The sequence below is a fragment of the Nocardiopsis sp. FR4 genome (assembly GCF_009830945.1).
Taxonomy (GTDB): Bacteria; Actinomycetota; Actinomycetes; order Streptosporangiales; family Streptosporangiaceae; genus Nocardiopsis.
This window is the reverse complement of record NZ_VWVV01000014.1, coordinates 50,376-71,932: the sequence shown is the minus strand read 5'-3', so window position 1 is coordinate 71,932 and position 21,557 is coordinate 50,376. Positions and strand designations below refer to the sequence as shown.

The following is a 21,557-nucleotide window of genomic DNA, read 5'->3' as shown; positions in this document are numbered from 1 at the left end:
ACCGCAGAGTGCCACGGCCCGTTGCCAGTTTATGCGGTCAAAGTGGTCCGATGGGGAAACGTGCCGGTCGGGGCCGCCCTCAGGGTGCGACGGCGCCCGGCACGAGCAGCGGTTCGACGGCGTCGAGGAAGGGCAGGTCGACGGGGAGCCAGTCCGGGGTGCGCAGGTCGGCGGCGGTGAGCCAGCGCAGGGACAGGTGTTCCAGGGGCCGCGGCTCTCCGGAGAGGAGTTCGGCGTGCCACAGCCGCAGCACCGCCGGGCGCGCGCGGCCGGGGCCGGGCGCGGGGAAGGGCGCGTCCGCGCCGATCCGGCCCACGGGGCGCACCTCCACGCCCAGTTCCTCCCGGCACTCGCGGACCAGGGCGCGCTCGGGGGTCTCCCCCGGGTCGACCTTGCCGCCGGGGAACTCCCACCGGCCGCGCAGCGCCGCCGGGTCGGCGCGCTGGGCGGCCAGCACGCGGCCGTCCCGGACGACGGCGGCGGCCACCACGATCAGTGTCTGCTGTTCCACGGTCCCCCAGCCTACTGGCGTGTCCGCGGGCGGGGCCGGGGAGCGCCCGGGGCGCGCGGTCACGGGAGGCTCAACCCGCCCCCACGGAGCGCAGCCGGTGCGCCAGCGCCGTGTGCCGGTGCCCCGAGGTGGCGTTGCGGACCGCCTGGGCCAGGGCCCGGCGGGAGCCGACCAGGACGACCAGCTTCTTGGCCCTGGTCACGGCGGTGTAGAGCAGGTTGCGCTGGAGCATCATCCACGCGCTGGTGGTGACGGGTACCACCACGGCGGGGTACTCGCTGCCCTGGGAGCGGTGCACGGTGATCGCGTAGGCGTGGGCGAGCTCGTCGAGTTCGGCGAAGTCGTAGGAGATCTCCTCGTCCTCGTCGGTGCGCACCGCGACCTCCTGGGCCACGGTGTCGATCCCGGTGACCACGCCGAGGGTGCCGTTGAAGACGCCGTTGCGGCCCTTCTCGTAGTTGTTGCGGATCTGGGTGACCTTGTCGCCGACCCGGAAGACCCGGCCCCCGAACCGGCGTTCGGGGACGTGCTCGCCCGCCGGGGTGACGGCTGCCTGGAGGGCGCTGTTGAGGTTGGCCGCCCCGGCGGGGCCGCCCTTCATGGGGGTGAGCACCTGCACGTCCCGGCGCGGGTCGAGGCCGAAGCGGCGGGGGATGCGGCGGGCGACCACGTCCACGGTCATCTCGGCGGCGTCCTCGGACTCCTCGCAGGGGAACAGGAAGAAGTCGGACATGCCCTGGAAGTGCGGCGGCTCGCCGCCGTTGATCCGGTGGGCGTTGGTGACCACCCCGGAGTCCTGGGCCTGGCGGAAGACGTGGGTCAGGCGCACGCTGGGCACGGGCGAGTGCTCGTCGAGCAGGTCGCGCAGCACCTGGCCCGCGCCGACGGAGGGCAGTTGGTCCACGTCGCCGACGAACAGGAGGTGCGCCCCGGGCGGCACCGCCTTGACCAGCTTGTTGGCCAGCAGCACGTCCAGCATGGAGGCCTCGTCCACCACCAGGAGGTCGCAGTCGAGCGGGTTGTCGCGGTCGTAGGTGGCCTCGCCGCCCGGGCGCAGCTCCAGCAGCCGGTGCACCGTGAGGGCCTCGACGCCGGTCAGCTCGGTGAGGCGTTTGGCGGCCCGGCCGGTGGGCGCGGCCAGGATGACCTTGGCCCGCTTGGCCGCGGCCAGGGTGACCACGGAGGAGACCGTGAAGGACTTGCCGCAGCCGGGGCCGCCGGTGAGCACGCACACCTTCTCCGACAGGGCCAGGCGCACGGCCTCGCGCTGGGCCTCGGCGAGTTCGGCCCCCGTGCGGGCGCGCAGCCAGTCCAGGGCCGCGTCCCAGTCCACCCCGGCGAACGCGGGCATGCGGTCGGCCGGGGCGTCGAGCAGGCCGCGCAGCCCGGAGGTGAGGCCGATCTCGGCGCGGTGCATGGGCAGCAGGTAGACGGCGCGCACGGGCTCGCCCCCGGGCCCGGAAACGGTCTCGCGGACCACGCCCTCGGTGGCGACGAGTTCGGCGACGCACTCGATCACCAGCCCGGCCTCCACCTGGAGGATCTTGACCGCGGCGGAGATGAGCTTCTCCTCGGGCAGGTAGCAGTGCCCGTCGCCGGTGGACTCCGAGAGGGTGAACTGGATGCCCGCCATCACCCGCTGCGGGCTGTCGTGCGGGATGCCGACCGCCCGCGCGATGGTGTCGGCGGTCTTGAACCCGATCCCCCACACGTCCGAGGCCAGCCGGTAGGGCTCCTTCCGCACGACGTCGATCGAGGCGTCGCCGTACTTCTTGTAGATGCGCACGGCCAGGGAGGTGGTGACCTCCACCCCCTGGAGGAAGACCATCACCTCCTTGATCGCCTTCTGCTCCTCCCAGGCGTCGGCGATGAGCCGGGTGCGCTTGGGGCCCAGGCCCGGCACCTCGATGAGCCGCTCGGGCGCCTCCTCGATCACCTCCAGGGCCTCGGTGCCGAAGTGCCCGACGATGCGTTCGGCCATCTTGGGGCCGATGCCCTTGATCAGGCCGGAGCCGAGGTAGCGGCGGATGCCCTGGACGGTGGCGGGCAGCACGGTGGTGTAGTCGTCCACGTGGAACTGGCGCCCGTACTGGGGGTGGGAGCCCCAGCGCCCGCGCAGGCGCAGCGCCTCGCCGGGCTGCACGCCCATGAGCGCGCCGACCACGGTGAGCAGGTCGCTGCCCCCGGTGTCGACCCGGGCGACGGTGTAGCCGGTCTCCTCGTTGGCGTAGGTGATCCGCTCCAGGACTCCCTGGACGACGGCGGGGCGGGCGGGGTCGGGCACGTGGCGTCCTCTCCGGGGTCAGGGCGCGTCCTCGCCCAGGACGGCGAGCACGCGGTCGCGGTCGGCCCGGCGCAGGCTGCCCGCGGCCAGGACGTAGGAGTGTCGGAGCATCTCCATGATCTCGTCGTCGGGCACGGTGCCGTCCAGGAGCACGGAGTTCCAGTGTCTCTTGTTCATGTGGTAGCCCGGGGTGACCGCCGGGAACTGGTGGCGCAGCTCCAGGGCGAGACCGGGGTCGCACTTGAGGTTGACCGTGGCCGGATCCTCCCCTCTGATCAGGGCGAACATCTTCTGCCCGGCCACCTTGTACACCAGGGTGCCGGGCCCGAAGGGCTCGCTCTCGGTGGTCTCGGGGAACCACAGGGCGGCGTCGACGAACTGCTGAGGGGTCATGGGCGGTGCTCCTTCCCACCCTTGACAGTGCCAGAGACCGCCGACGTTCGGGAGGCCCTGTGGACGGCATGGGCGGGCCTCCGCGGACGGCGGTAGGATCCGGCGCAGAGTCCCCCAGCGAACCGGGAGCCCCACATGAAGGCGCGCGGCGCACGCAGGCTCGCACCCCTCGAACCGGGCGACCCCCGGGAGGTCGGCGGACACCGGGTCCGGGGCCGGATCGGCTCGGGCGGCATGGGCACGGTCTACGCCGCGGACTCCCCCGGCGTGCACGGTTACCTGGCGGTCAAGGTGGTTCACGCCGAGCAGGCCGCCGACCCGCGCTTCCGCGAGCGGTTCGCGCTGGAGGCGCGCCTGCTGTCCCGGGTGAACAGCCCCTCGGTGGCCCGGTTCGTGCGCGCCGACGTCCGGGCCGAGCGGCCGTGGATGATCACCGAGTACGTGCCGGGCCCCACCCTGCGGTACCACGTGGAACGGCACGGCCGCCTGCGCGGGGGGATGCTCCTGGGGCTGGCCGCGGGCACCGCGGAGGCGCTGCGGGCCATCCACGCCGCCGGGGTGGTGCACCGCGACCTCAAACCGAGCAACGTGGTGCTCTCCGCCAGCGGGCCCAAACTGCTGGACTTCGGCATCGCCCACCCCCTGGAGGACCCCGACCCCACCAAGTGGATCCGGCTGCGCCGGATGCGCCGGGCCTACCGGGACCTCAGGCTGCCCTCACCGGAGACGCTGCCCGACGAGCGCGTGGCCGCGCAGGTGGACAAACTGGGCACCCCGGGGTGGATCAGCCCCGAGCAGTACCGCCGGGAGCCCACGACTCAGAAGGCCGACGTGTTCCTGTGGGGGACGACGGTGGCCTTCGCCGCGGCCGCGCACGACCCCTTCGGGCGGGCCGGGATCAAGGAGATGGCCCGGCGCGTGATGTTCGAGGAGCCGGACCTGGACCACCTTCCGCCCGGTCTGGAGCGCCTGGTGCTGGCCGCGATGGCCAAGGACCCCGACGAACGGCCCGAGGCCGCCGAACTGCTGCGCTCCTGCCTGGACCTGGACGGGGGCGCCCCGGTGCGGCGGGTGCTGGAGCGCAACTGGACCGAGGTGGCGGTGCGCCCGCCGCTGCCGCCGCGCAAGAGGGGGCTCTTCGGCGGCGGTCAGAGCAGACCGTAGTGGGCGCGGCCCTCCCGGGAGAGCATCTGCGCCACCATCGCGACCGCGAAGCCCAGCGGGACCACGGCCAGCAGGTCGCCGGCGAGCAGGTTCCACAGCAGCAGCGCGCCCGCCGCGGTCTGGAAGAGCACGACTCCCCAGAAGACCCCGAGCGTGCGGCGGCGGATCCGACTGGCCAGCAGGGTGGACAGCAGCCCGTAGACGCCGGTGACCGCGGCCATGACCACCATCATGGCGCGCACGGTGGCCACGTCGACCTCGACGCCCTCCTGTTCCCGCATCACCTCGGCCATGGCCTCCGGGGGCACGCTCAGCCCCATGAGGAAGAGCGCCGACAGGGCCATGCCGCAGGCGCCGCCCACGAACATCAGGGTCCGGACGAGCGCCACCCTCCTCGGCAGGGGCGCCTGGGGGTCGAGGGCGTCCAGGTGAGTCCCGAACGGGTCCTGGCCAGAGGGAAACACGGACGTCCTCCGCGGAAAGTCGAGCCGGTCTGACCCGTCCATCGTAGGGCTTGCTCCCCCGGCGGGCGTGCGCGGCGGGGGCGGGACGCGCCACGGGGACAGACCGAAAAACCCGTATCGGTACCGCAGATTCTGGGAATCGTAACCCCGGGACACGTGATCTCTTCGCCCGGCGCCTCTAGGGTGGTCCCCTCTGCCCGTCCCCCGAAGGAGCAAGATGTCCAGACTCGTGCGCGTCTCGACCGCACTGGTGCTGACGAGTGCCCTGGTGGCCCCCGCCTCCGCGGCGAGCGCGTCCACCGCGGACTTCACCCTGACGATCCTGCACGCCAACGACCCCGAGTCCGCGCTGCTGTCCGCCTCCGGACAGCCCGACTTCGGGGGCGCCGCGCGCTTCACCACGCTGCTCGGCCAGTTGCGCGAGTCCGAGGCCGCCGGCGCCGAGGCGGGCGCGGACGAGGCCGCCGAGCGCGGTGTCGTCACCGTCAACTCCGGCGACATGTACCTGCCCGGGCCGGAGATGTCAGCCTCGCTGGAGGAGGGCGCCCCCTTCTACGACGCCATCGCGGCCCGCTACGCCGACTACGACGCGGTCTCGATGGGCAACCACGAGTTCGACCTCGGCCCCGACGTGTACGCCGACTTCCTGGAGGAGCTGGACACGCCGGTGGTCGCGGCCAACGTGGACGTGTCCGCCGAGCCCCGCCTGGCCGCCCTGGGCGACCGGATCGCGCCCAGCACCGTGGTCGACGTCTCCGGTCACCGGGTGGGCGTCGTCGGCGCGCTGTACCCGCCCCTGGCCACCATCAGCAGCCCGCGCGGCGTGGTGGTGGAGGACCTCGTGGCCCCGGTCCAGGCCGAGGTCGACCGCCTGACCGCCGAGGGCGTGGACAAGATCATTCTGATCTCCCACCTGCAGAACATCGGCTACGAGGAGCGCGTGGCCGGTGAGCTGACCGGGATCGACGCCATCGTCTCGGGCGGCGGCCACGAGATCATGGCCGACCCGGACGACGCCCTGGTCCCCGGCGACCAGGTCACCGCGCACCCGGAGACCGGGGAGCCGCTGGCCTACCCGCTGATCGCCACCAACCCCGAGGGCGTCGAGGTGCCGATCGTCACCGCCGGGGCCGACTACAAGTACGTGGGCCGCCTGGTGGTGAACTTCGACGGCGGCGACCTGGTGTCGGTCTCCGACCGCTCCGGCCCGGTGGTGGTCTCCAGCGAGACCGAGCCCCACCCCGAGGTCGAGGCGCAGGTGACCAAGCCCGTCAGCGAGCACGTGGCCGGGCTGGCCGAGACCGAGGTGGCCCGGAGCGAGGTCGCCCTGAACGGCGTCCGCGACCCCGGCGTGCGCACCCAGGAGACCAACCTGGGCAACCTGGTGGCGGACGCGCTGCTGGACACCGGCGTACGCAACGCCGCGGAGTACGGGGTGCCCGAGCCGCGGATCGGCATCCAGAACGGCGGCGGCATCCGCAACGGCTCGGTGATCCCGGCCGGTCCGCTGACCGCCCTGGACACCTACTCCATCGCCCCGTTCGCCAACCAGGTGGCGGTGGTCCCCGACATCCCGCGCTCGCAGATCAAGGAGCTGCTGGAGCAGGGCGTGGCCGCCGCGCCCGCCGCCAGCGGCGCGTTCATGCAGGTCGCCGGGGTCAACTTCGCCTACGACCCGGAGCGCACCGCGCAGGTGGTCGACGCGGACGGCACCGTGCTCACCCCGGGCGAGCGGGTCCGCAACGTGATCCTGCACGACGGCACGGTGATCGTGGAGGACGGCGAGGTCGTGGACGGCGACCCGATCACGGTCGCGACCAACGACTTCTCCGCGCGAGGCGGCGACATGTACCCGTTCCGCGGCGCCGGCTTCACCGTGGTGGGCTCGACCTACCAGGGCGCCCTGGCCGACCTGCTCACCGGGACGCTGGGGGGCCGGGTCACCGCGGCCGACTACCCCGAGGGCGGTTCCGGCCGCATCGTCGTGGGCGAGGAGGCGACCGTGCCCGAGGGTGACGGCGGCTCCGAGCACCCGCGCGACCGCGGGCGCGGCCACAAGCACGGCCACCACAAGGACGGCAAGCCCGGGAAGCCCGGCAGGAGGTAACCGCTCCTGAGCCGCGCGGGGCCCTCCGGGACACCGTTCCCGGAGGGCCCTTCGTGTGGGAGCGGGCGGCTCCCCGCCCGGTTCAGAGACAGCCCGCGGCCTCCCGGGCGGCCTCGGCCATCGCGTCGCGCTCGCCCCGGTCGAGTCCGTTGTGCTCGAACCACACCAGCACGAAGTGGCAGGCGTCCTGGACGTCCTGAGCCTCGCCGTCCTCGCTCTCCAGCATGGCCATCGCGGCGATCCCGGCGATCGCGGCGCTCTCGAAGGCGGCCACCCGCACGAGGTTGGTGTCCATCGCGGAGGTGCACCGGAAGAGGGTGGACTCCTCCTCGTCGGCGGGGCCGCAGATGTCCTCGGTGGTGTCCTGGCGGGCGGTGATGCCGAAGTCGCGCCGCAGCTCGGCGACCAGGTCCTCGGATGACATGAGCTCCACGGCCCCCGGGGCGGGCTCCGGCGGGGGCTCCGCGGTCGGCGCCGGCTCCCCGGTGGGGGCGGTCGGCGAGGGCGACCTCCCAGGTTCCCCGCCGGGTCCGGCGGAGGGCACGGGCTCCTCCCCGGCGGCCAGGCGCCCGGTCAGCATCCCGCCGAGGGCGATGCCGCCGCCGAGGAAGGAGGCGCCCGCCAGCACGGCGATCACGGCGAGCACGGCCACCAGCCCCGTGCCGTAGCGCCCCCGCGGCGGGGGCGGCTGGCCGAGGGGTCCCGGGGGCGGCGGCCCCGGGGCCACGGGAGGCGGGGGCGGTGGACCGGATCCGACGCCGTGCCCGGAGGTGTCGTGGGGGTTCACGTGCGGTCTCCTCGCTCTCGGGGACGCCGGTCGCGGTGGTGGGCGGCCCCGCGGCGGACGGCCGCCACCGTGCCGTTCCCGGTACCGGTTGCGACAGGAATCCTCCCACTTTTCCGCCTACGGCACGCAGGCGGGTCCGTACGGGGAGAGACCGGGCATCCGGCCGGACACATCACGGCGCGTGCGGAAGAACCCGTGCGGTCAGAAGTCCAACGGAGGGGCAGGTAACCGGATATGCCCTCCCTGTCGCCGCGAACATCCATCTTTCGCCATATACGTACAAATAAAACACACAATGTAATCAATCGAGCGCTTTGCCCGTTATGTGATTAGCGTATTTTCAGCCAACCTTGGGACATCCGGCGCGCATAATAGGGAAATGCACGACCCCGGACCTACGATCGGCAGCATGACCTGCGTTTTGCTGGCCGAAGACGATGTCTCGATCTCCGAGCCTCTCGCGCGCGCACTCCGTCGCGAGGGCTACACGGTGGACGTGACCGTCAACGGCATTGAGACACTCGACCGTGCCCGTGCGGGAGACATCGACCTCATGGTCCTGGATCTCGGGCTGCCCGAGATGGACGGTCTCGAGGTGGCGCGTCGGCTTCGCTCCGAGGGCCACGGAACGCCGATCCTCATCCTGACCGCGCGCGCCGACGAGGTCGACACCGTCGTCGGCCTCGACGCCGGTGCCGACGACTACGTGACCAAGCCCTTCCGGCTCGCCGAGCTGCTGGCCCGGGTCCGCGCCCTGCTGCGCCGGGGCGGCGCCGAGGTGCCCGTGGTCCACGGCGTGCGGATCGACAACGACTCCCGCCGCGCCTGGCTGGGCGAGCGCGAGCTGCAGCTCACCACCAAGGAGTTCGACCTGTTGCGCGTGCTGGTCCGCGACGCGGGCAAGGTCGTCACCCGCGAGCAGATCATGCGGGAGGTGTGGGACACCAACTGGTGGGGGTCGACCAAGACCCTGGACATGCACATCTCCTGGCTGCGGCGCAAACTGGGAGACGACGCCAACCAGCCGTCGTACATCACGACCGTCCGGGGCGTCGGCTTCCGTTTCGAGCGAGACTGAACCGACCTTGGGTTCGAGGCGCCCCGCGCCGCTCGGCCGCCTCCGGGTCGGACGAACAGAGGTGACATGCGCAGGCGGATGGTTTTCTCCACCCTGGTGGTGACCGTCATCGCCGTCATGCTGCTCGGGCTGCCCCTGGGTGCGCTCACCTACAAGCTGGTGCACGACGAGAGCACCCGCCAGCTCCAAGGCGAGGCGGAGCTGATCGGCGCCGAGAGCGACGCCATGCTGGAGGTCCACGGGGAGCTCAACCTCAGCGAGTTCGACCGGGACCATCCGAACCGGTTCATCCGGATCACCCCGGCGGGCTCGTCCAGCTCCGTGACCGCGGGCGACCCCGCCCTCAACCCCGAGATCCCCGACTCCCCGAGCATGCTGAAGGCGGCGGCGACCACCGGCCGCGGCACGATGGTCGAGGTGTGGGCCAGCGCCGAGAACGTGCAGCAGAGCGTGGTCCGCGCCTGGATGGGCATCGCCTCCCTCTCCCTGCTGGCCGTCGGGGTCGCCGTCGGCCTCTCGATGTTCCAGGCCCGCAGGCTCACCCTCCCCCTGATCGACCTGGCGGTCACCGCCGAGCGCCTGGGCTCGGGCGTCACCACGCCGTGGGGCCACCGGTACGGGATCCCCGAGGCCGACCGGGTGGCCGAGGTCCTGGACCGCAGCGCCGAGCGCATCGCCGGGCTGATCGCCACCGAACGCCACTTCGCCACCGACGCCTCCCACCAGCTGCGCACGCCGCTGACCGCGCTGACGATGCGCCTGGAGGAGATCCTCGCCGAGGCCGACAACCCCCAGGTGGTCCGGGAGGAGGGCGAGGCCGCCCTCGCGCAGACCGAACGCCTGGTGGAGACCGTGGAGAGCCTGCTGGGACGGGCCCGCAAGAGCCAGAACCCCGAGGTGGAGGCGGTCGAGATCGACCCCGTCCTGCACCACCTCCAGTCCGAGTGGCAGCCGGTCTTCCAGACCGAGGAACGCAAGCTGCTGGTCGCCGGGGACCCGGGGCTGACCGCGATGACCGTGCCCACCGACCTCGCGCAGATCATCGCGACCCTGCTGGAGAACGCCTACAAGCACGGCGCGGGCACGGTGACCATCCGGCGCCTGGACACCGGGCAGTCGGTGCGCATCGAGGTGAGCGACGAGGGCGAGGGCGTGCCCGAGCACCTGTCCGGCCGGATCTTCGAACGCGAGGTCAGCGGCGGCGGGGGCACCGGCCTGGGCCTGGCCCTGGCCCGGCACATCGCCGAGTCCGAGGGGGCCCGGATCGAGCTGATCCAGACCAAGCCGACCACCTTCGCGCTGTTCCTGCCCGCCGGCGCGGGCGGCCTGTCCAAGATGACCGGTCCGGTCTGATTCCGGGAATTCCCGTCCGGTTCCGGCGAACCGTCCGTCCCCGGCGCTCCGGGCAGCCGCCCGTGCCGGGCGTACCGGACGCGCCCCCGCGGCGGATCCCGGGATTCGCCGGGTGTCGCGGGGGCGCGGGGCCGAACCTCAGTTGGCGGCCCGGGCGGCGGATCGCTCGGGCTGGTCGGGCACCTTGCCGCGCACGACCAGGTCGCTCCACAGCGCGCGCACCCGGCCCAGGCCGTAGGCCTTGGTGACCTCGCTGCGGGCGCGCTCGGCCTCGGCGGTGAACAGGCCCTCGGACACGGTGGCGTGGATGGCCTCGGCCATCGCCACCGCGTCGTCGTGGATCCAGTGCGGGTCGTAGATGGTGTCCGCGCCCGGCCAGGGCAGCAGCGCGGGCACCCCGCCGGAGGCGGCGCACTCGGCGGGCGCCAGGTGGAAGGACTCGTCGTCACTGGTGGAGAGCATGAACCCCACCCGGCGCAGCCAGGTGGCCACGTCGGGTCCGAAGGAGTCGAAGACCACCCCGGCGGCGAGCTGCTCGTCGCGCTGGATCCGCCGGTAGACGCGCTCGAAGTAGGCGCGCTCCTCCGGCCGGTTCCAGATCCACCAGTACTCCCACGGCTGCTTGGACTTGATCGACAATGTGTAGCGCGGGTCCATCCGGCGCAGCTCCGCCAGCACGTCCAGGCCCCGGTCCAGGCGCTTGCGCGAGGGCGCGACGCCGATCATGCCCAGGGAGTACTCCACCCCGGACAGCTTGGGCCGGTCCAGCTGCTCGTCGTCCACCCAGTTGGGCACGACGATCACCTTGTCGGCGGGCCAGCCGGTCAGCTCGCGGGTCAGGTCGGCGTAGTGGGGGCTGACGCACACCACCGCGTCCACCTTGCCGATGTCGAGCTTGCGCGGCCACTCCGCGTACAGCTCGAAGCGGTGCAGACGCACGATGAGCCGCTGGTCGGGCCGCTTCCACTTGGAGTAGAACAGGGCGTTGGGCCCACACCACTCGCAGATCACCACGTCCGCCCAGCCCGCCAGCTCGCGGGAGCGGTACTGGTCGTGGGTGCTCAGCCCCTCCCACTCGTCGATGCGCACCTCGAGGCCGGGCAGGGAGTCCAGGTACTCGGCCAGGCGGGTGAAGAACTTCATGTCGTGCCCGGCCACGACCACCTTGAGCGGCCGCTCGGGATCGGCCCCCGCCGGTGCGGGCGGCAGCGCCTCGGTGAGGTAGCCGCGCAGCCGCTCGGCGGCGCGCTCCAGGGTGTGGTCGGCGGCGGCGTCCCGGCAGCGGGCGGCGGCGTCGGCGTAGACGGCGCGGTCGGTGTGCGCGCGGGCGACCACCTCGGCGACCGAGGCGACGTCGGGCCCGGCGAACAGCGGGTAGTCCGCGCCCAGCATCGTCTCGTGCATGGGGGTGCGGTTGAGCACCACGGGGAGCCCGAGGGCGCCCAGCTCCAGCACCTTGGTGGACAGCTCCAGGCTGGCGTCCATGGACGGGTCGCGCCAGGACAGCCCGAAGCCGCACTCGGCGGCCTGGCGCAGCGCGTCGGCCCGGGACATGCCTCCGCGCCAGTCGACGCCCGGCGTGCCCTCCAGGGCCCTGCGCATGCGCTTGGCCCAGTCGGCGGGTTCGGAGTGGATCTTGTCGCCGATCATCACCAGTTCGGCGTCCACGCCGCGCCGCTCCAGCTCGGCGGGCAGCTCGGTCATCTCCAGAGTGTTCCAGCGCGGCGCGAACTTGCCGGTGTAGGCCAGGCGCGCGCGGGCGTGGACCTCGCCGTCGGCGCGCACGTCCTCGGGGACCACCACCACGGGCGGGAACAGGACCGAGCGACCGCAGGCCGCGGGCACCGAGGACTCCAGGAAGGCGCGCAGCTCCTCGGTCTGGCAGAGCAGGAAGCGCGAGGCCAGGGCGATCTCGGTGAGCTCGGCGGTGGCGGTGGCCGACAGCTCGCCGACGCTGTGCGGGAAGTCGGTCAGGTAGGTCCACAGGCGCCCGGCCAGCGCCTCCTCCTGGGCCGCCAGCCCCGCCAGGCGGCGGCCCCGCACGACCACCAGGTCGAAAGGCTTGCGCTCGTGGTGCCTGGTCATCAGGGTGACGGCCTGCTCCGGCGTCAGCCCCCGCGGCCCCAGGTCGGGCAGCGCCTTGTCCTCGTAGGGGCGCAGCAGCCGGACCCCGGGCACCCGGGTGAGGGGCTCGGTGAGCCGGTCGGTGCGCACGGGCGCCTTCAGCAGCAGGGTGACCTCGCATCCGGCGGCGGCCAGTGCCTGCGCCATCGACTGCGCCCAGACCGCCGAACCGTCGATGATGTTGAGGTCCACGTCCCCGTACAGGAGTGCGCGCGGAGGCGGTGTACTCACGTTCTTCCCTTCGGATGCTTTCTCTGTGCCCGTGCGGGGCGGTCGGCGCGTTCGGCGGTCAACCGACCGCACCGGTCGGGGCGTCCGCGGCGTCGTACACGGCGTCCTCGGCGTCGGAGTCGGTGTCGGCGCCCGTTCCGTGGTCGGGCCCCAGGGCCAGGAGCCGGGTGCCGCGCCGGTTCCACTGCTCGGGGTCCCAGCCTCTCCTGAGCAGGTCGGTGCGGGCCAGCTCCGGCACGACGGAGCTGACGAAGACGTACTGCCGCGCGTCGGCGGCCGGACGGTCGAAGAAATCGCTCGTGCCGGGTGCCGGCTCCCCGTCGGCGGTGTCCGGCTCGGCGGTGCCGACAGCGTCGGCGTCCGAGCACTCGGCGGCGCACACCAGGTCGGCCAGGCGCCTGCGGCCCATCGGCCCGGACCAGGGCAGGGCCCAGGGCGTGGTGGCGCGTCCGGCCAGGACCGCCCACCGCTCCGGGCCGAGCCCGCCCGCGTGGACCTCCGTCGTGTCCCGGGTCAGCTCCTCGGGCGTGTCCGGGGTGCTGAAGCGCGCGGTGCGCACGGTGACGCCCTCGGCGCGCAGCCGCTGGACGCCGGGCAGGCGCGCGGCCGTGTGCGGCACGACCACCTCCGTGGGCCTGAGCAGTGCGGACAGCAGGTCGTCGGCGAGCAGGTCGGCGTCCTCCTCCCCGGCCGGGTCGGCCAGGACGGCCACGGCGCGCCCGCGCAGCGGGAGCTCGGCGCCCGACGTGCCGGGCGGGAACTCCAGGCCCTCCAGGACCTCGGCGAGGCGGACCGGTGTGGCCTCCCGGAGGAAGACCTGCCGGAGCATACCCCGCTGCTCGGCGGGCGTGGGCCCCTCGGCGCGCAGACGCGGCACGGTGACCGCCAGTCCCTCGGCGGCCGGGTCGGCCGGGTCCGGGACCGCGGCGTGGGCGACCACGCGGGTGCCGCACGCCCAGGCGCGGCGGCGCAGCCGGGTGTCCTCGCTCGGGAAGGCGGGGACGACGGCGACGTTGGCGGCGCGCAGGGCGTCGGCCAGCGCCGGGGAGTCGGCGTCCACCACGCCCGCGCCCAGTTCGGTGAGGACGTCGGGCACGGGCTCGTCGCGGTGCCCGCGGACGAACACGGCCTTGGGCCCGGGGGTCAGGTGGGCGGCCACCGGGTTGAACTGGTGCAGGGGGACCCCGGCGTCGCCCCGGTGGACCCGGTCGAAGCCGAGTTCGCGCAGGGCGGGCGGGGCGGGGGCGTCGTCGAGCAGGACGGTGGGGATGCCCCGGGCCGCGGCGGACTCCAGCACCCAGTGCAGCGCGCGGGTGCGGTCCACGACGGCGGGGTCGCCCACGTGGGCCCACTGCGAGCCGGGGGCGGCGGCCGAGGCCGAGACCAGGACCAGGTCCACGTCCACGCCGTCCATGACGATCTGGGCGTCGTGCGGGCGCAGGGGCACCGGGTGCACGTAGGGGTGGATCGCCTCGGCGACGGCGGGGCCCACGACGGTGGCGACGACCAGCAGGTCGTGCCCGCCGCCCGGGACGCCGGTGAGGAGGCGGGCCTCCTGGCGGTCGGCGTCGAAGGACCGGACCGGCTCGGCGCCGCGGCGGCGTTCGGTGTGGCGGGTGGTGCCGCTGCGCCGCCAGAGGCGGTAGAGGTCACGCGGAAGCTTGACCAGGGACCGGCCGGGCTTCTTGGCCGCGGCCGTGAGCGCACGCCCCACCTGTAGCGAGGTGGAGCCCTCCACGGCCGCCAGCCGTGCGCGTGCCTCCTGGAGCTGGGCCTCGCGCTCGGCCAGCGCCTGGCGCAGCTGTTCGGTCTGGCTCTGTTCACGCCGTTTCACGGTCTGCCACCTTGTGTTCTGTTCGGATCGGCGAAACCACTGCGCCCGTGGGACGCTCCCCCGCCGGGGGCCGGGGGCGCGTACCGGGCCGGGTGCGGATACCCCTGGCGAGGCGCGTCGCCCTCACCGCCGGGGAATCCGGGTCGGGGCACGGCGTGCACCGGACCGGGGGCGGGGCGTGCGGGTGGGTGTGTGCCATGGCGGATCACCTGGAGCGCTGTGGGGGAATCGGAGCGTTGGTGCGGCCGGGCGGCCGGAACTGGACCGGGACGGTGTCCCTCCGCGGGCCCCTCCGGGCGCGGACGCCCCTCTGCGCGCCCGCGGGTCTGGGTGCGGGAACGGGGCCTGGCTGTTCGTCCGTCATCGGGTCTCACCTGGACCACTGGGTGAGGACGGAGGCGATGCGCTCACCGGCGCGGCCGTCCCACAGGGGCGGGGTGTCGTCGCCGATCCGCTCGGGGGTCTGCCCGTGCAGGACCTTGGTGACGGCCTGGATGAGGTCGGCCTCGGTGACGAGCTGGTTGGTCCCGTGGGTGATGGTGACGGGGCGCTCGGTGTTGGGGCGCAGGGTCAGGCAGGGCACGCCGAGGATCGTGGTCTCCTCCTGCACGCCGCCGGAGTCGGTGACCACCGCGGCCGCGCCGCGGGTGAGGGCGACGAAGTCGAGGTAGCCGAGGGGTTCGAGGAGGCGCACGCGCGGGTGGTCGCCCAGGCCGGCCCGGTCGAAGGCGGCCTTGCCCCGGGGGTGCACGGGCATGACCACGTCGGCGAGGTCGGCGATCTCGTGCAGGCGGGCGGTGAGGCGGGCGACGTTGTCGGGGTCGTCCACGTTCGCGGGCCGGTGCAGGGTGGCGGCGACGTAGCGCTCGGGCAGGTCGAGGCGGGCGCGCAGGGCCTGGACGTCGAAGCGGTCGAGGTTGCTCAGCAGGGTGTCGATCATGGGGTTGCCGACCAGGTGGACCCGGTCGGGCGAGACGCCCTCGGCGGCCAGGTGGCCGACGGCCTCGGGGCTGGTGGCGAAGCACAGGTCGCTGAGCTGGTCGGTGACCCTGCGGTTGATCTCCTCGGGCATGGTGTTGTCGAAGGAGCGCAGGCCCGCCTCCACGTGGGCGACGGGGATCCCCAGTTTGGCGGCGACCAGGGCTGCGGCGACGGTGGAGTTGACGTCCCCGTAGACGACCACCATGCCGGGCTGGCGCGCGGTGAACTCCTGCTCCAGGCCCACCATGAGGGCGGCGGTCTGCGCGGCGTGCGAGCCGGAGCCCACGCCGAGGTCGACGTCGGGGGTCGGCAGGTTCAGGTCGCGGAAGAACACGGCGGACATGCGGTCGTCGTAGTGCTGCCCGGTGTGCACGACCGACTGGTGGGCGCCGCGCCCGCGCAGGGCGGAGACGACGGGCGCGGCCTTGACGAAGTTGGGGCGCGCGCCGACGACGTGCACGATCCCGGTGTCCTGGCTCCCCAGGGGGGCGCTCGTTGCCACGGCTCTCACGTTTCCTTCTGTTTGGGGTGGTGTTCCCGCCGTGACCGGCGGGACTGGTGTGGTCCGACTGCGGTCCAGTGGCGTTCCGGCTCGTTCGGGCTCCGGGCCGATGGCGTTCGGCCCCGCACCCGGTTCCAGCGAGGAGCTTTCTTTGCCCCAGCCGTCCCGTCCATGTCGCCGTGGTGTCACCACATGGTCACGTCGGCGTGGTTGTGTGACTGACCGTGCATGACACCCAAGCTTCCCAATCCGAGGTTCCGCGTCCGCGCACCCGCTGGCTGCGGGCGGTGACGTTCACCCTGTCGTTGGCCTGGCGACACCTGAGGTCCGATCCGGCCCGGCTGCCGCTGCTGGCGCTGCGGCTGGCGCCCGGTCCGCTGCGGCGCGCGCTGCGCGCCCTGGCCGCCCGTGCGGGCGGCAGGGCCCGCGCCTACGCCCTGTGGGACCAGGGCCGGCGCGGTGACGCCCGCGCGGCGGTGCTCGCCTCGGCAAGCGGCGCCCCGCCCCGCCGGGTGAGCCGCCTGGTGGCGGCCTGCCTGGCGGCGGGAGACGCGGAAACCGCCCGTGAGCTGGTCGAACAGCTCCCAGAGGGTGAGCTCCGGGAGACCGCGGAGTACCGGACGGCCCTGGCCACGGGACGCGCTGTCGCTCCGCCCTCGTCCGTTTCGCCTGACCGTCACGGAATCACGTTAACCCGCGGTGCCCGAACGCGACCCGACGACACGGTGAACGCTCGGCGACCGGAGGAGCGCGCCGGTGAACGCTGGCGTGTGGCCGAGGATCCGTCGTCACCCGGAGCGGGGCTGCGGGTGCTGCACCTGGTGACCAACGCCCTGCCGCACACCAACGCGGGGTACACCCAGCGCACCCACCGGATCGCGGTCGCCCAGCGCGAGGCCGGGATGGACGTGCACGTGGTCACCCGCGTGGGCTATCCGCTCACGAAGGGGGTTCCGGACCCGCGCACGCTGGTGCGCCTGGACGGCGTCTCCTACCACCGCCTGCTGCCGTGGACGGCCCCCGCCGACGCGGCCGGGGAGCTGGAGGCGGGGGTGCGGATGGCCGCCCCCCTGGTGGAGGCGCTGCGCCCGCACGTGCTGCACGCGGCGAGCAACCACCACAACGCCCGGCTGGCCCTGGAGCTGGGGCGCAGGTTCGGGCTGCCCGTGGTGTACGAGGTGCGGGGGTTCCTGGAGGAGTCCTGGCTGTCCCGCGACCCCTCCCGGAGCGTGGACGACGCGTTCTACCGGACCGAGCGGGCGAACGAGACCGAGTGCATGCTGTCCGCCGACCTGGTGGTGACCCTGGGCGAGGCGATGCGCGCCGACATCGAGGCGCGGGGCGTGGCCCGGGAGCGCCTGCTGGTGGTGCCCAACGCGGTGGAGGCCTCCTTCCTGGAGCCGCTGCCGCTGGAGGAGGGCGCCCGGGTCCGCGAGGAACTGGGCATCGGCGCGGAGGAGTTCGTGGTGGGCACGACCACCAGCTGCTTCGGCTACGAGGGGCTGGACACGCTGCTGGAGGCGGTGGCCCTGATGCGCGAGGGCGGCGAGCGGGCGCACGCCCTGATCGTGGGGGACGGCCCCGAGCTGCCCGCGCTGCGCGCCCGGGCGGAGTCGCTGGAACTGCGCGGGGTCGCGCACTTCACCGGCCGGGTGCCCGCCGACCGGGTGCGCGCCCACCACGCCGCGCTGAACGTGTTCGCGGTGCCGCGGCGGGACGAGAGGGTGTGCCGCCTGGTCACCCCGCTCAAGCCCGTGGAGGCCATGGCGGGCGGGCTGCCGGTGGTGACCAGTGACCTCCCGGCATTGCGAGAGATCGTGGAACCCGGAGTGACAGGAGAGTTAATTCCTGCGGGCGAATCGGCAAGCCTCGCCGATGTCCTGACAAAGCTCGCTTACAGTCGGGAAAAGCGGGCTTCCTACGGCAGTGCGGGTCGCGGCCTCGTCGCCGATCGCACCTGGACCGAGGCCGCATACCGCTATAACCAGGCGTACCGGGTTCTGATTCGAAAAATGACCGAACCAGGCCAGAACCCGTAACCGGGGGCTCCAGCTGCCTACACTCGAACGTCCAAGGCACTTGGGCTCGGACGTGCAAAGCGCTGAGCGATGGCACTCCCCGCTATTTACGCCCGTTCACGAAATGAATGCGAGTGTGACCACAAAGTGGATGCCGCAGCCTCCAACCCAGCACCTGTTCCCGAGCAGTCCGCCGGCGCGGTCAGTGACCTCGTCGTCCTCGGTCTCGGCTACGTCGGCCTGCCGCTGGCGGCCGAGGCCGTGTCCGCGGGCCTGAAGGTCACCGGCCTGGACGTGAGCAGTCGCGTCGTCGACGGGCTCAACAAGGCCGTGTCCCACGTCGACGACCTCTCCTCGGAGGACGTCCGCCGGATGCTGGACCGTGGCTTCACCGCGACCACGGACCCCGCGTGCCTGTCCACGACGCGCACCATCGTGATCTGCGTGCCCACGCCGCTCTCGCCCGAGGGCGGGCCGGACCTGGGCGCGGTCACCTCGGCGGCCAGGTCGATCGCCGCACAGCTGCAGCCGGGGACCCTGGTCATCCTGGAGTCCACCACCTACCCGGGCACCACCGAGGAGGTGGTCCGTCCGCTGCTGGAGGAGTCCGGCCTGGTCGCGGGCGCCGACTTCCACCTGGCCTTCTCGCCCGAGCGCATCGACCCGGGCAACCCGACCTTCGGCGTGGCCAACACGCCCAAGGTGGTCGGCGGGCTCACCCCCGAGTGCGGGGAGGCCGCGGCCTCCTTCTACTCCGCGTTCGTGAACACCGTGGTGCGGGCGCGCGGCACCCGCGAGGCGGAGATGGCCAAGCTGCTGGAGAACACCTACCGGCACGTCAACATCGCCCTGGTCAACGAGATGGCCATCTTCTGCCAGGAGCTGGGCGTGGACCTGTGGGACTCCATCGCGGCTGCGGCCACCAAGCCGTTCGGCTTCCAGGCCTTCTACCCCGGTCCGGGCGTGGGCGGGCACTGCATCCCGATCGACCCGAACTACCTGTCGTACAAGGTCAAGACCCTCGGGTACCCGTTCCGGTTCGTGGAGCTGGCCCAGGAGATCAACGGCCGGATGCCCTCCTACGTCATCCAGCGGGCGCAGGAGCTGCTCAACGACTCCGGGCTGGCGCTGTCGCGCTCCAAGGTGCTGCTGCTGGGGGTGACCTACAAGGCCGACATCGCGGACCAGCGCGAGTCCCCGGCCCGGCCGGTCGCGCGCAAGCTGGCCGCCAAGGGCGCCACCCTCACCTACCACGACCCGCACGTGGAGTCGTGGGATGTCGACGGGGTGGACATCCCGCGCTCCACCGACCTGGAGCAGGCGCTGGCCGACGCCGACCTGACCATTCTGCTCACCGACCACAGCGAGTACCGGCCCAAGCTGCTGGAGGAGTACGCGCGACTGCTCCTGGACACCCGGGGCGTGCTGCGCCGCCCCGACCCCGAGGCCGAGACCGCCTCCGCGGTGCCCGGCCAGGCGCGCCGCCGCGAGCCCCGCGAGGGGCTCCAGGTCCTGTGACCCGCACGGGCCCCGTGCTCTGAGCACGGGGCCCGTGCCCTGTCCGACCCGGGCCGACATGCCACACGGCGAGTCGGCGGACACCCCTGGTGTCCGCTGGCTCGCCTTTTCGCGTTCACCTCCCCCTGACCGAAGGTTCACCCGTTGCACCCCGCGTGGCCACCGGGCTTTCCTCAACGCGTCTTTCCCGCTGAATACCGTGTCGGAAGACCCATACGAATACCCGAAAGTGGATGATTGCCCCAGATCACCACATTGGGCCCATACGGCGACACAGGTAGGTGAACGCCATGCACGCGCTTGTGGCCACGGTTGTGCACCATCCCGAGGACGCCCGGATCCTGCACCGGCAGATCCGCGCCCTCCTGGATGCCGGGCACACGGTGACCTACGTGGCGCCGTTCCGCGAATGCGGGGTGACCCCGTGGAAGGAACTGCGCTCGGTCGACGTGCCCCGCGCCTCGGGCCGCGAACGGCTGGCCTCGCTGCGCGCCGCGCGCGCGGTGCTCGCCGAGCGGGCTCCGCTGGCCGACCTCCTGCTCTTCCACGACCCCGAGCTGCTGCTGGCGCTCCCGCCCCGGCACCGGCGCCCGGTCACCGTGTGGGACGTACACGAGGACACGGCGGCGGCCCTGCTGACCAAGTCCTGGGTGCCCGGACCGATGCGGCGCCCGCTGGGCGGGGTGGTGCGCTCCTTCGAGCGGCGCGCGGAGCGCAGGATGCGGCTGCTGCTGGCCGAGGAGGGCTACCGCTCCCGGTTCCGCCGCGAGCACCCGGTGGTGCCCAACACCACCGACGTGCCCGAGGCGCCGGCGCGCGAGCCGGGGAACGACCGGGTCATCTACCTGGGCCAGGTCTCCGAGGCGCGCGGGGCGCACGAGATGGTGGAGCTGGGCCGCATGCTGCGCCCGCACGGCGTGCGCCTGGAGGTGATCGGCGGCGCGGACGTCGGCGTGCGCCCGCTGCTGCGCGACGCCCAGCGCGAGGGCGACCTGCACTGGTACGGGTTCGTCCCCAACGACCACGCTCTGCGGATCTGCGCGGGGGCCACGGCGGGGCTGAGCCTGCTGCACGACACCCCGAACTACCGCCACTCGATGCCGACCAAGGTCGTGGAGTACATGGCGCACGGCCTGCCGGTGGTGACCACGCCCAACCCGCTGGCGCAGGCCCTGGTGACCGGCCGCCCGGAGGGGCTCGCGGGCCTGGTGGTGCCGTTCGGCGACGTGTCCGCGGCGGCGGAGGCGGTGCTGCGGCTCCGCCGGGACGAGGAACTGCGGCGGAACATGGCCCGCACCGGGCACGAGATCGCGCGCACGTCCTTCCACTGGCCGGTACAGGCGCGGCTGTTCGTCAAGCGGCTGGAGTCCTGGGTGGACGAGGCGGCCGGGTCGACGGCCCTCTCGGCGCCGCCGGTTCCGCCGCAACGGGACCGCCAGCGCACACCCGTGAGTGATTGAACCCACATCAGATCTCCTGGGAAATATCTTCCTCGGCAAGGAGTGTTGACGCCCGTACCGGACCCGGTCCGGGAGACGTCACACCACGAGCAAGACCGAGGAAGACATGACTGACGCGCTTGTTCTCGACAAGGTGGCCCAGGACCTGCTGTTCCGGGACGCCCGCACCGCCAACACCTTCACCGGCGAGCCGGTGACCGACGAGCAGGTGCGCGCGATCTACGACCTGGTCAAGTACGGCCCCACCTCCATGAACAACCAGCCGCTGCGGGTCACCGCGGTGCGCTCAGCCGGGGCCCGCGAGCGCCTCGTGCGGCACATGTCGGGCAACAACGCGCCCAAGACCGCCAAGGCGCCGCTGACGCTGATCCTGTCCGCGGACTCGGACTTCCACGAGCGGTTCCCGAAGACCTTCCCGATCATGCCCGACGCCCGGGAGAGCTTCGCCGGGATGCCGGTCGAGGCCCGCGAGACCGCGGCCGCGCAGAACGCCTTCCTCCAGATCGGCTACCTCATCATGGGCGTGCGCGCCGCCGGGCTGGCCGCCGGGCCGATGATCGGTTTCGACGCCGAGGCCGTGCGCCGGGAGTTCTTCGGCGAGGACTCGCCGCTGCGGCCGGTCCTGGTCATGAACATCGGCAGGCCGGGCCCGGACGCGTGGTTCGACCGCCTCCCCCGCCTGGACTACGACGAGGTCGTCACCGAGGTCTGACCGCCGGCGGGTCCGCCCGCCGCGCGGGAACGGAGG

At 73.1% G+C, this 21,557-nt stretch carries 16 protein-coding genes; 8 read left to right on the top strand and 8 right to left on the bottom strand.

The genetic code is table 11. The annotated features are described in order from the left end of the window. Window positions 1–79: 79 nt before the first annotated feature. The 3 genes from FYW95_RS15095 to FYW95_RS15085 form a co-directional block, all read right to left on the bottom strand. Window positions 80–511 carry a (deoxy)nucleoside triphosphate pyrophosphohydrolase gene (locus FYW95_RS15095; RefSeq protein ID WP_160050436.1) on the bottom strand — a complete coding sequence of 144 codons (432 nt, stop codon included), beginning with the start codon at window positions 509–511 and terminating at the stop codon, window positions 80–82. Between the two features lie 70 nt (window positions 512–581). Next, entirely contained in the window at window positions 582–2,795 is a 2,214-nt protein-coding gene (locus tag FYW95_RS15090; RefSeq protein ID WP_160050435.1) for an SF1B family DNA helicase RecD2, read from the bottom strand. An 18-nt stretch (window positions 2,796–2,813) separates the two neighbouring features. Further along, complete coding sequence (locus tag FYW95_RS15085; RefSeq protein ID WP_160050434.1) at window positions 2,814–3,188, bottom strand: MmcQ/YjbR family DNA-binding protein; 375 nt, start codon at window positions 3,186–3,188, stop codon at window positions 2,814–2,816. A 135-nt stretch (window positions 3,189–3,323) separates the two neighbouring features. Here FYW95_RS15085 and FYW95_RS15080 point away from each other — a divergent pair, with 135 nt between their 5' ends. Further along, window positions 3,324–4,352, top strand: a complete 1,029-nt coding sequence (locus FYW95_RS15080) for a serine/threonine-protein kinase (RefSeq protein ID WP_159940442.1) — start codon at window positions 3,324–3,326, stop codon at window positions 4,350–4,352. On the opposite strand, the gene FYW95_RS15075 is transcribed toward FYW95_RS15080, so the two are convergent. Next, window positions 4,337–4,816 carry a hypothetical protein gene (locus tag FYW95_RS15075; RefSeq protein WP_159940440.1) on the bottom strand — a complete coding sequence of 160 codons (480 nt, stop codon included), beginning with the start codon at window positions 4,814–4,816 and terminating at the stop codon, window positions 4,337–4,339. The genes FYW95_RS15080 and FYW95_RS15075 overlap by 16 nt on opposite strands. Window positions 4,817–5,033: 217 nt before the next feature. On the opposite strand from FYW95_RS15075, the gene FYW95_RS15070 reads away from it, so the two are divergent. Beyond that, the gene (locus FYW95_RS15070; protein ID WP_159940438.1) at window positions 5,034–6,923 is read left to right on the top strand and encodes a bifunctional metallophosphatase/5'-nucleotidase; all 1,890 of its coding nucleotides are present in this window, start codon (window positions 5,034–5,036) and stop codon (window positions 6,921–6,923) included. Window positions 6,924–7,005: 82 nt separating this feature from the next. On the opposite strand, the gene FYW95_RS15065 is transcribed toward FYW95_RS15070, so the two are convergent. Continuing rightward, complete coding sequence (locus FYW95_RS15065; RefSeq protein ID WP_159940436.1) at window positions 7,006–7,710, bottom strand: hypothetical protein; 705 nt, start codon at window positions 7,708–7,710, stop codon at window positions 7,006–7,008. Window positions 7,711–8,119: 409 nt separating this feature from the next. Between FYW95_RS15065 and FYW95_RS15060 the strand changes: the two genes are divergently transcribed. Then, on the top strand, window positions 8,120–8,788 hold the full coding sequence (locus FYW95_RS15060; protein WP_159940434.1) for a response regulator transcription factor: 669 nt from the start codon (window positions 8,120–8,122) through the stop codon (window positions 8,786–8,788). Between the two features lie 66 nt (window positions 8,789–8,854). Beyond that, entirely contained in the window at window positions 8,855–10,141 is a 1,287-nt protein-coding gene (locus tag FYW95_RS15055; protein WP_159940432.1) for a sensor histidine kinase, read from the top strand. Window positions 10,142–10,279: 138 nt separating this feature from the next. Here FYW95_RS15055 and FYW95_RS15050 read toward each other — a convergent pair whose 3' ends face one another. The 3 genes from FYW95_RS15050 to wecB all read right to left on the bottom strand — a co-directional run bounded on the left by FYW95_RS15050 (window position 10,280) and on the right by wecB (window position 15,813). Continuing rightward, window positions 10,280–12,496 (bottom strand): glycosyltransferase, encoded by a 2,217-nt coding sequence (locus FYW95_RS15050; RefSeq protein ID WP_236567605.1) that lies wholly within the window; start codon window positions 12,494–12,496, stop codon window positions 10,280–10,282. A gap of 58 nt (window positions 12,497–12,554) precedes the next feature. Then, complete coding sequence (locus tag FYW95_RS15045) at window positions 12,555–14,330, bottom strand: hypothetical protein (protein WP_159940430.1); 1,776 nt, start codon at window positions 14,328–14,330, stop codon at window positions 12,555–12,557. A 370-nt stretch (window positions 14,331–14,700) separates the two neighbouring features. Beyond that, the gene (gene wecB / locus FYW95_RS15040; RefSeq protein WP_159940428.1) at window positions 14,701–15,813 is read right to left on the bottom strand and encodes a non-hydrolyzing UDP-N-acetylglucosamine 2-epimerase; all 1,113 of its coding nucleotides are present in this window, start codon (window positions 15,811–15,813) and stop codon (window positions 14,701–14,703) included. A gap of 287 nt (window positions 15,814–16,100) precedes the next feature. On the opposite strand from wecB, the gene FYW95_RS15035 reads away from it, so the two are divergent. The 4 genes from FYW95_RS15035 (at window position 16,101) to FYW95_RS15020 (ending at window position 21,521) form a co-directional block, all read left to right on the top strand. After that, the gene (locus tag FYW95_RS15035) at window positions 16,101–17,852 is read left to right on the top strand and encodes a glycosyltransferase family 4 protein (protein ID WP_236572192.1); all 1,752 of its coding nucleotides are present in this window, start codon (window positions 16,101–16,103) and stop codon (window positions 17,850–17,852) included. Window positions 17,853–17,978: 126 nt separating this feature from the next. After that, window positions 17,979–19,349 carry a nucleotide sugar dehydrogenase gene (locus tag FYW95_RS15030; RefSeq protein ID WP_159940426.1) on the top strand — a complete coding sequence of 457 codons (1,371 nt, stop codon included), beginning with the start codon at window positions 17,979–17,981 and terminating at the stop codon, window positions 19,347–19,349. Between the two features lie 290 nt (window positions 19,350–19,639). Then, complete coding sequence (locus FYW95_RS15025; RefSeq protein WP_160050433.1) at window positions 19,640–20,809, top strand: glycosyltransferase; 1,170 nt, start codon at window positions 19,640–19,642, stop codon at window positions 20,807–20,809. A gap of 106 nt (window positions 20,810–20,915) precedes the next feature. Next, entirely contained in the window at window positions 20,916–21,521 is a 606-nt protein-coding gene (locus FYW95_RS15020) for a malonic semialdehyde reductase (RefSeq protein WP_159940422.1), read from the top strand. Window positions 21,522–21,557: the final 36 nt, after the last annotated feature.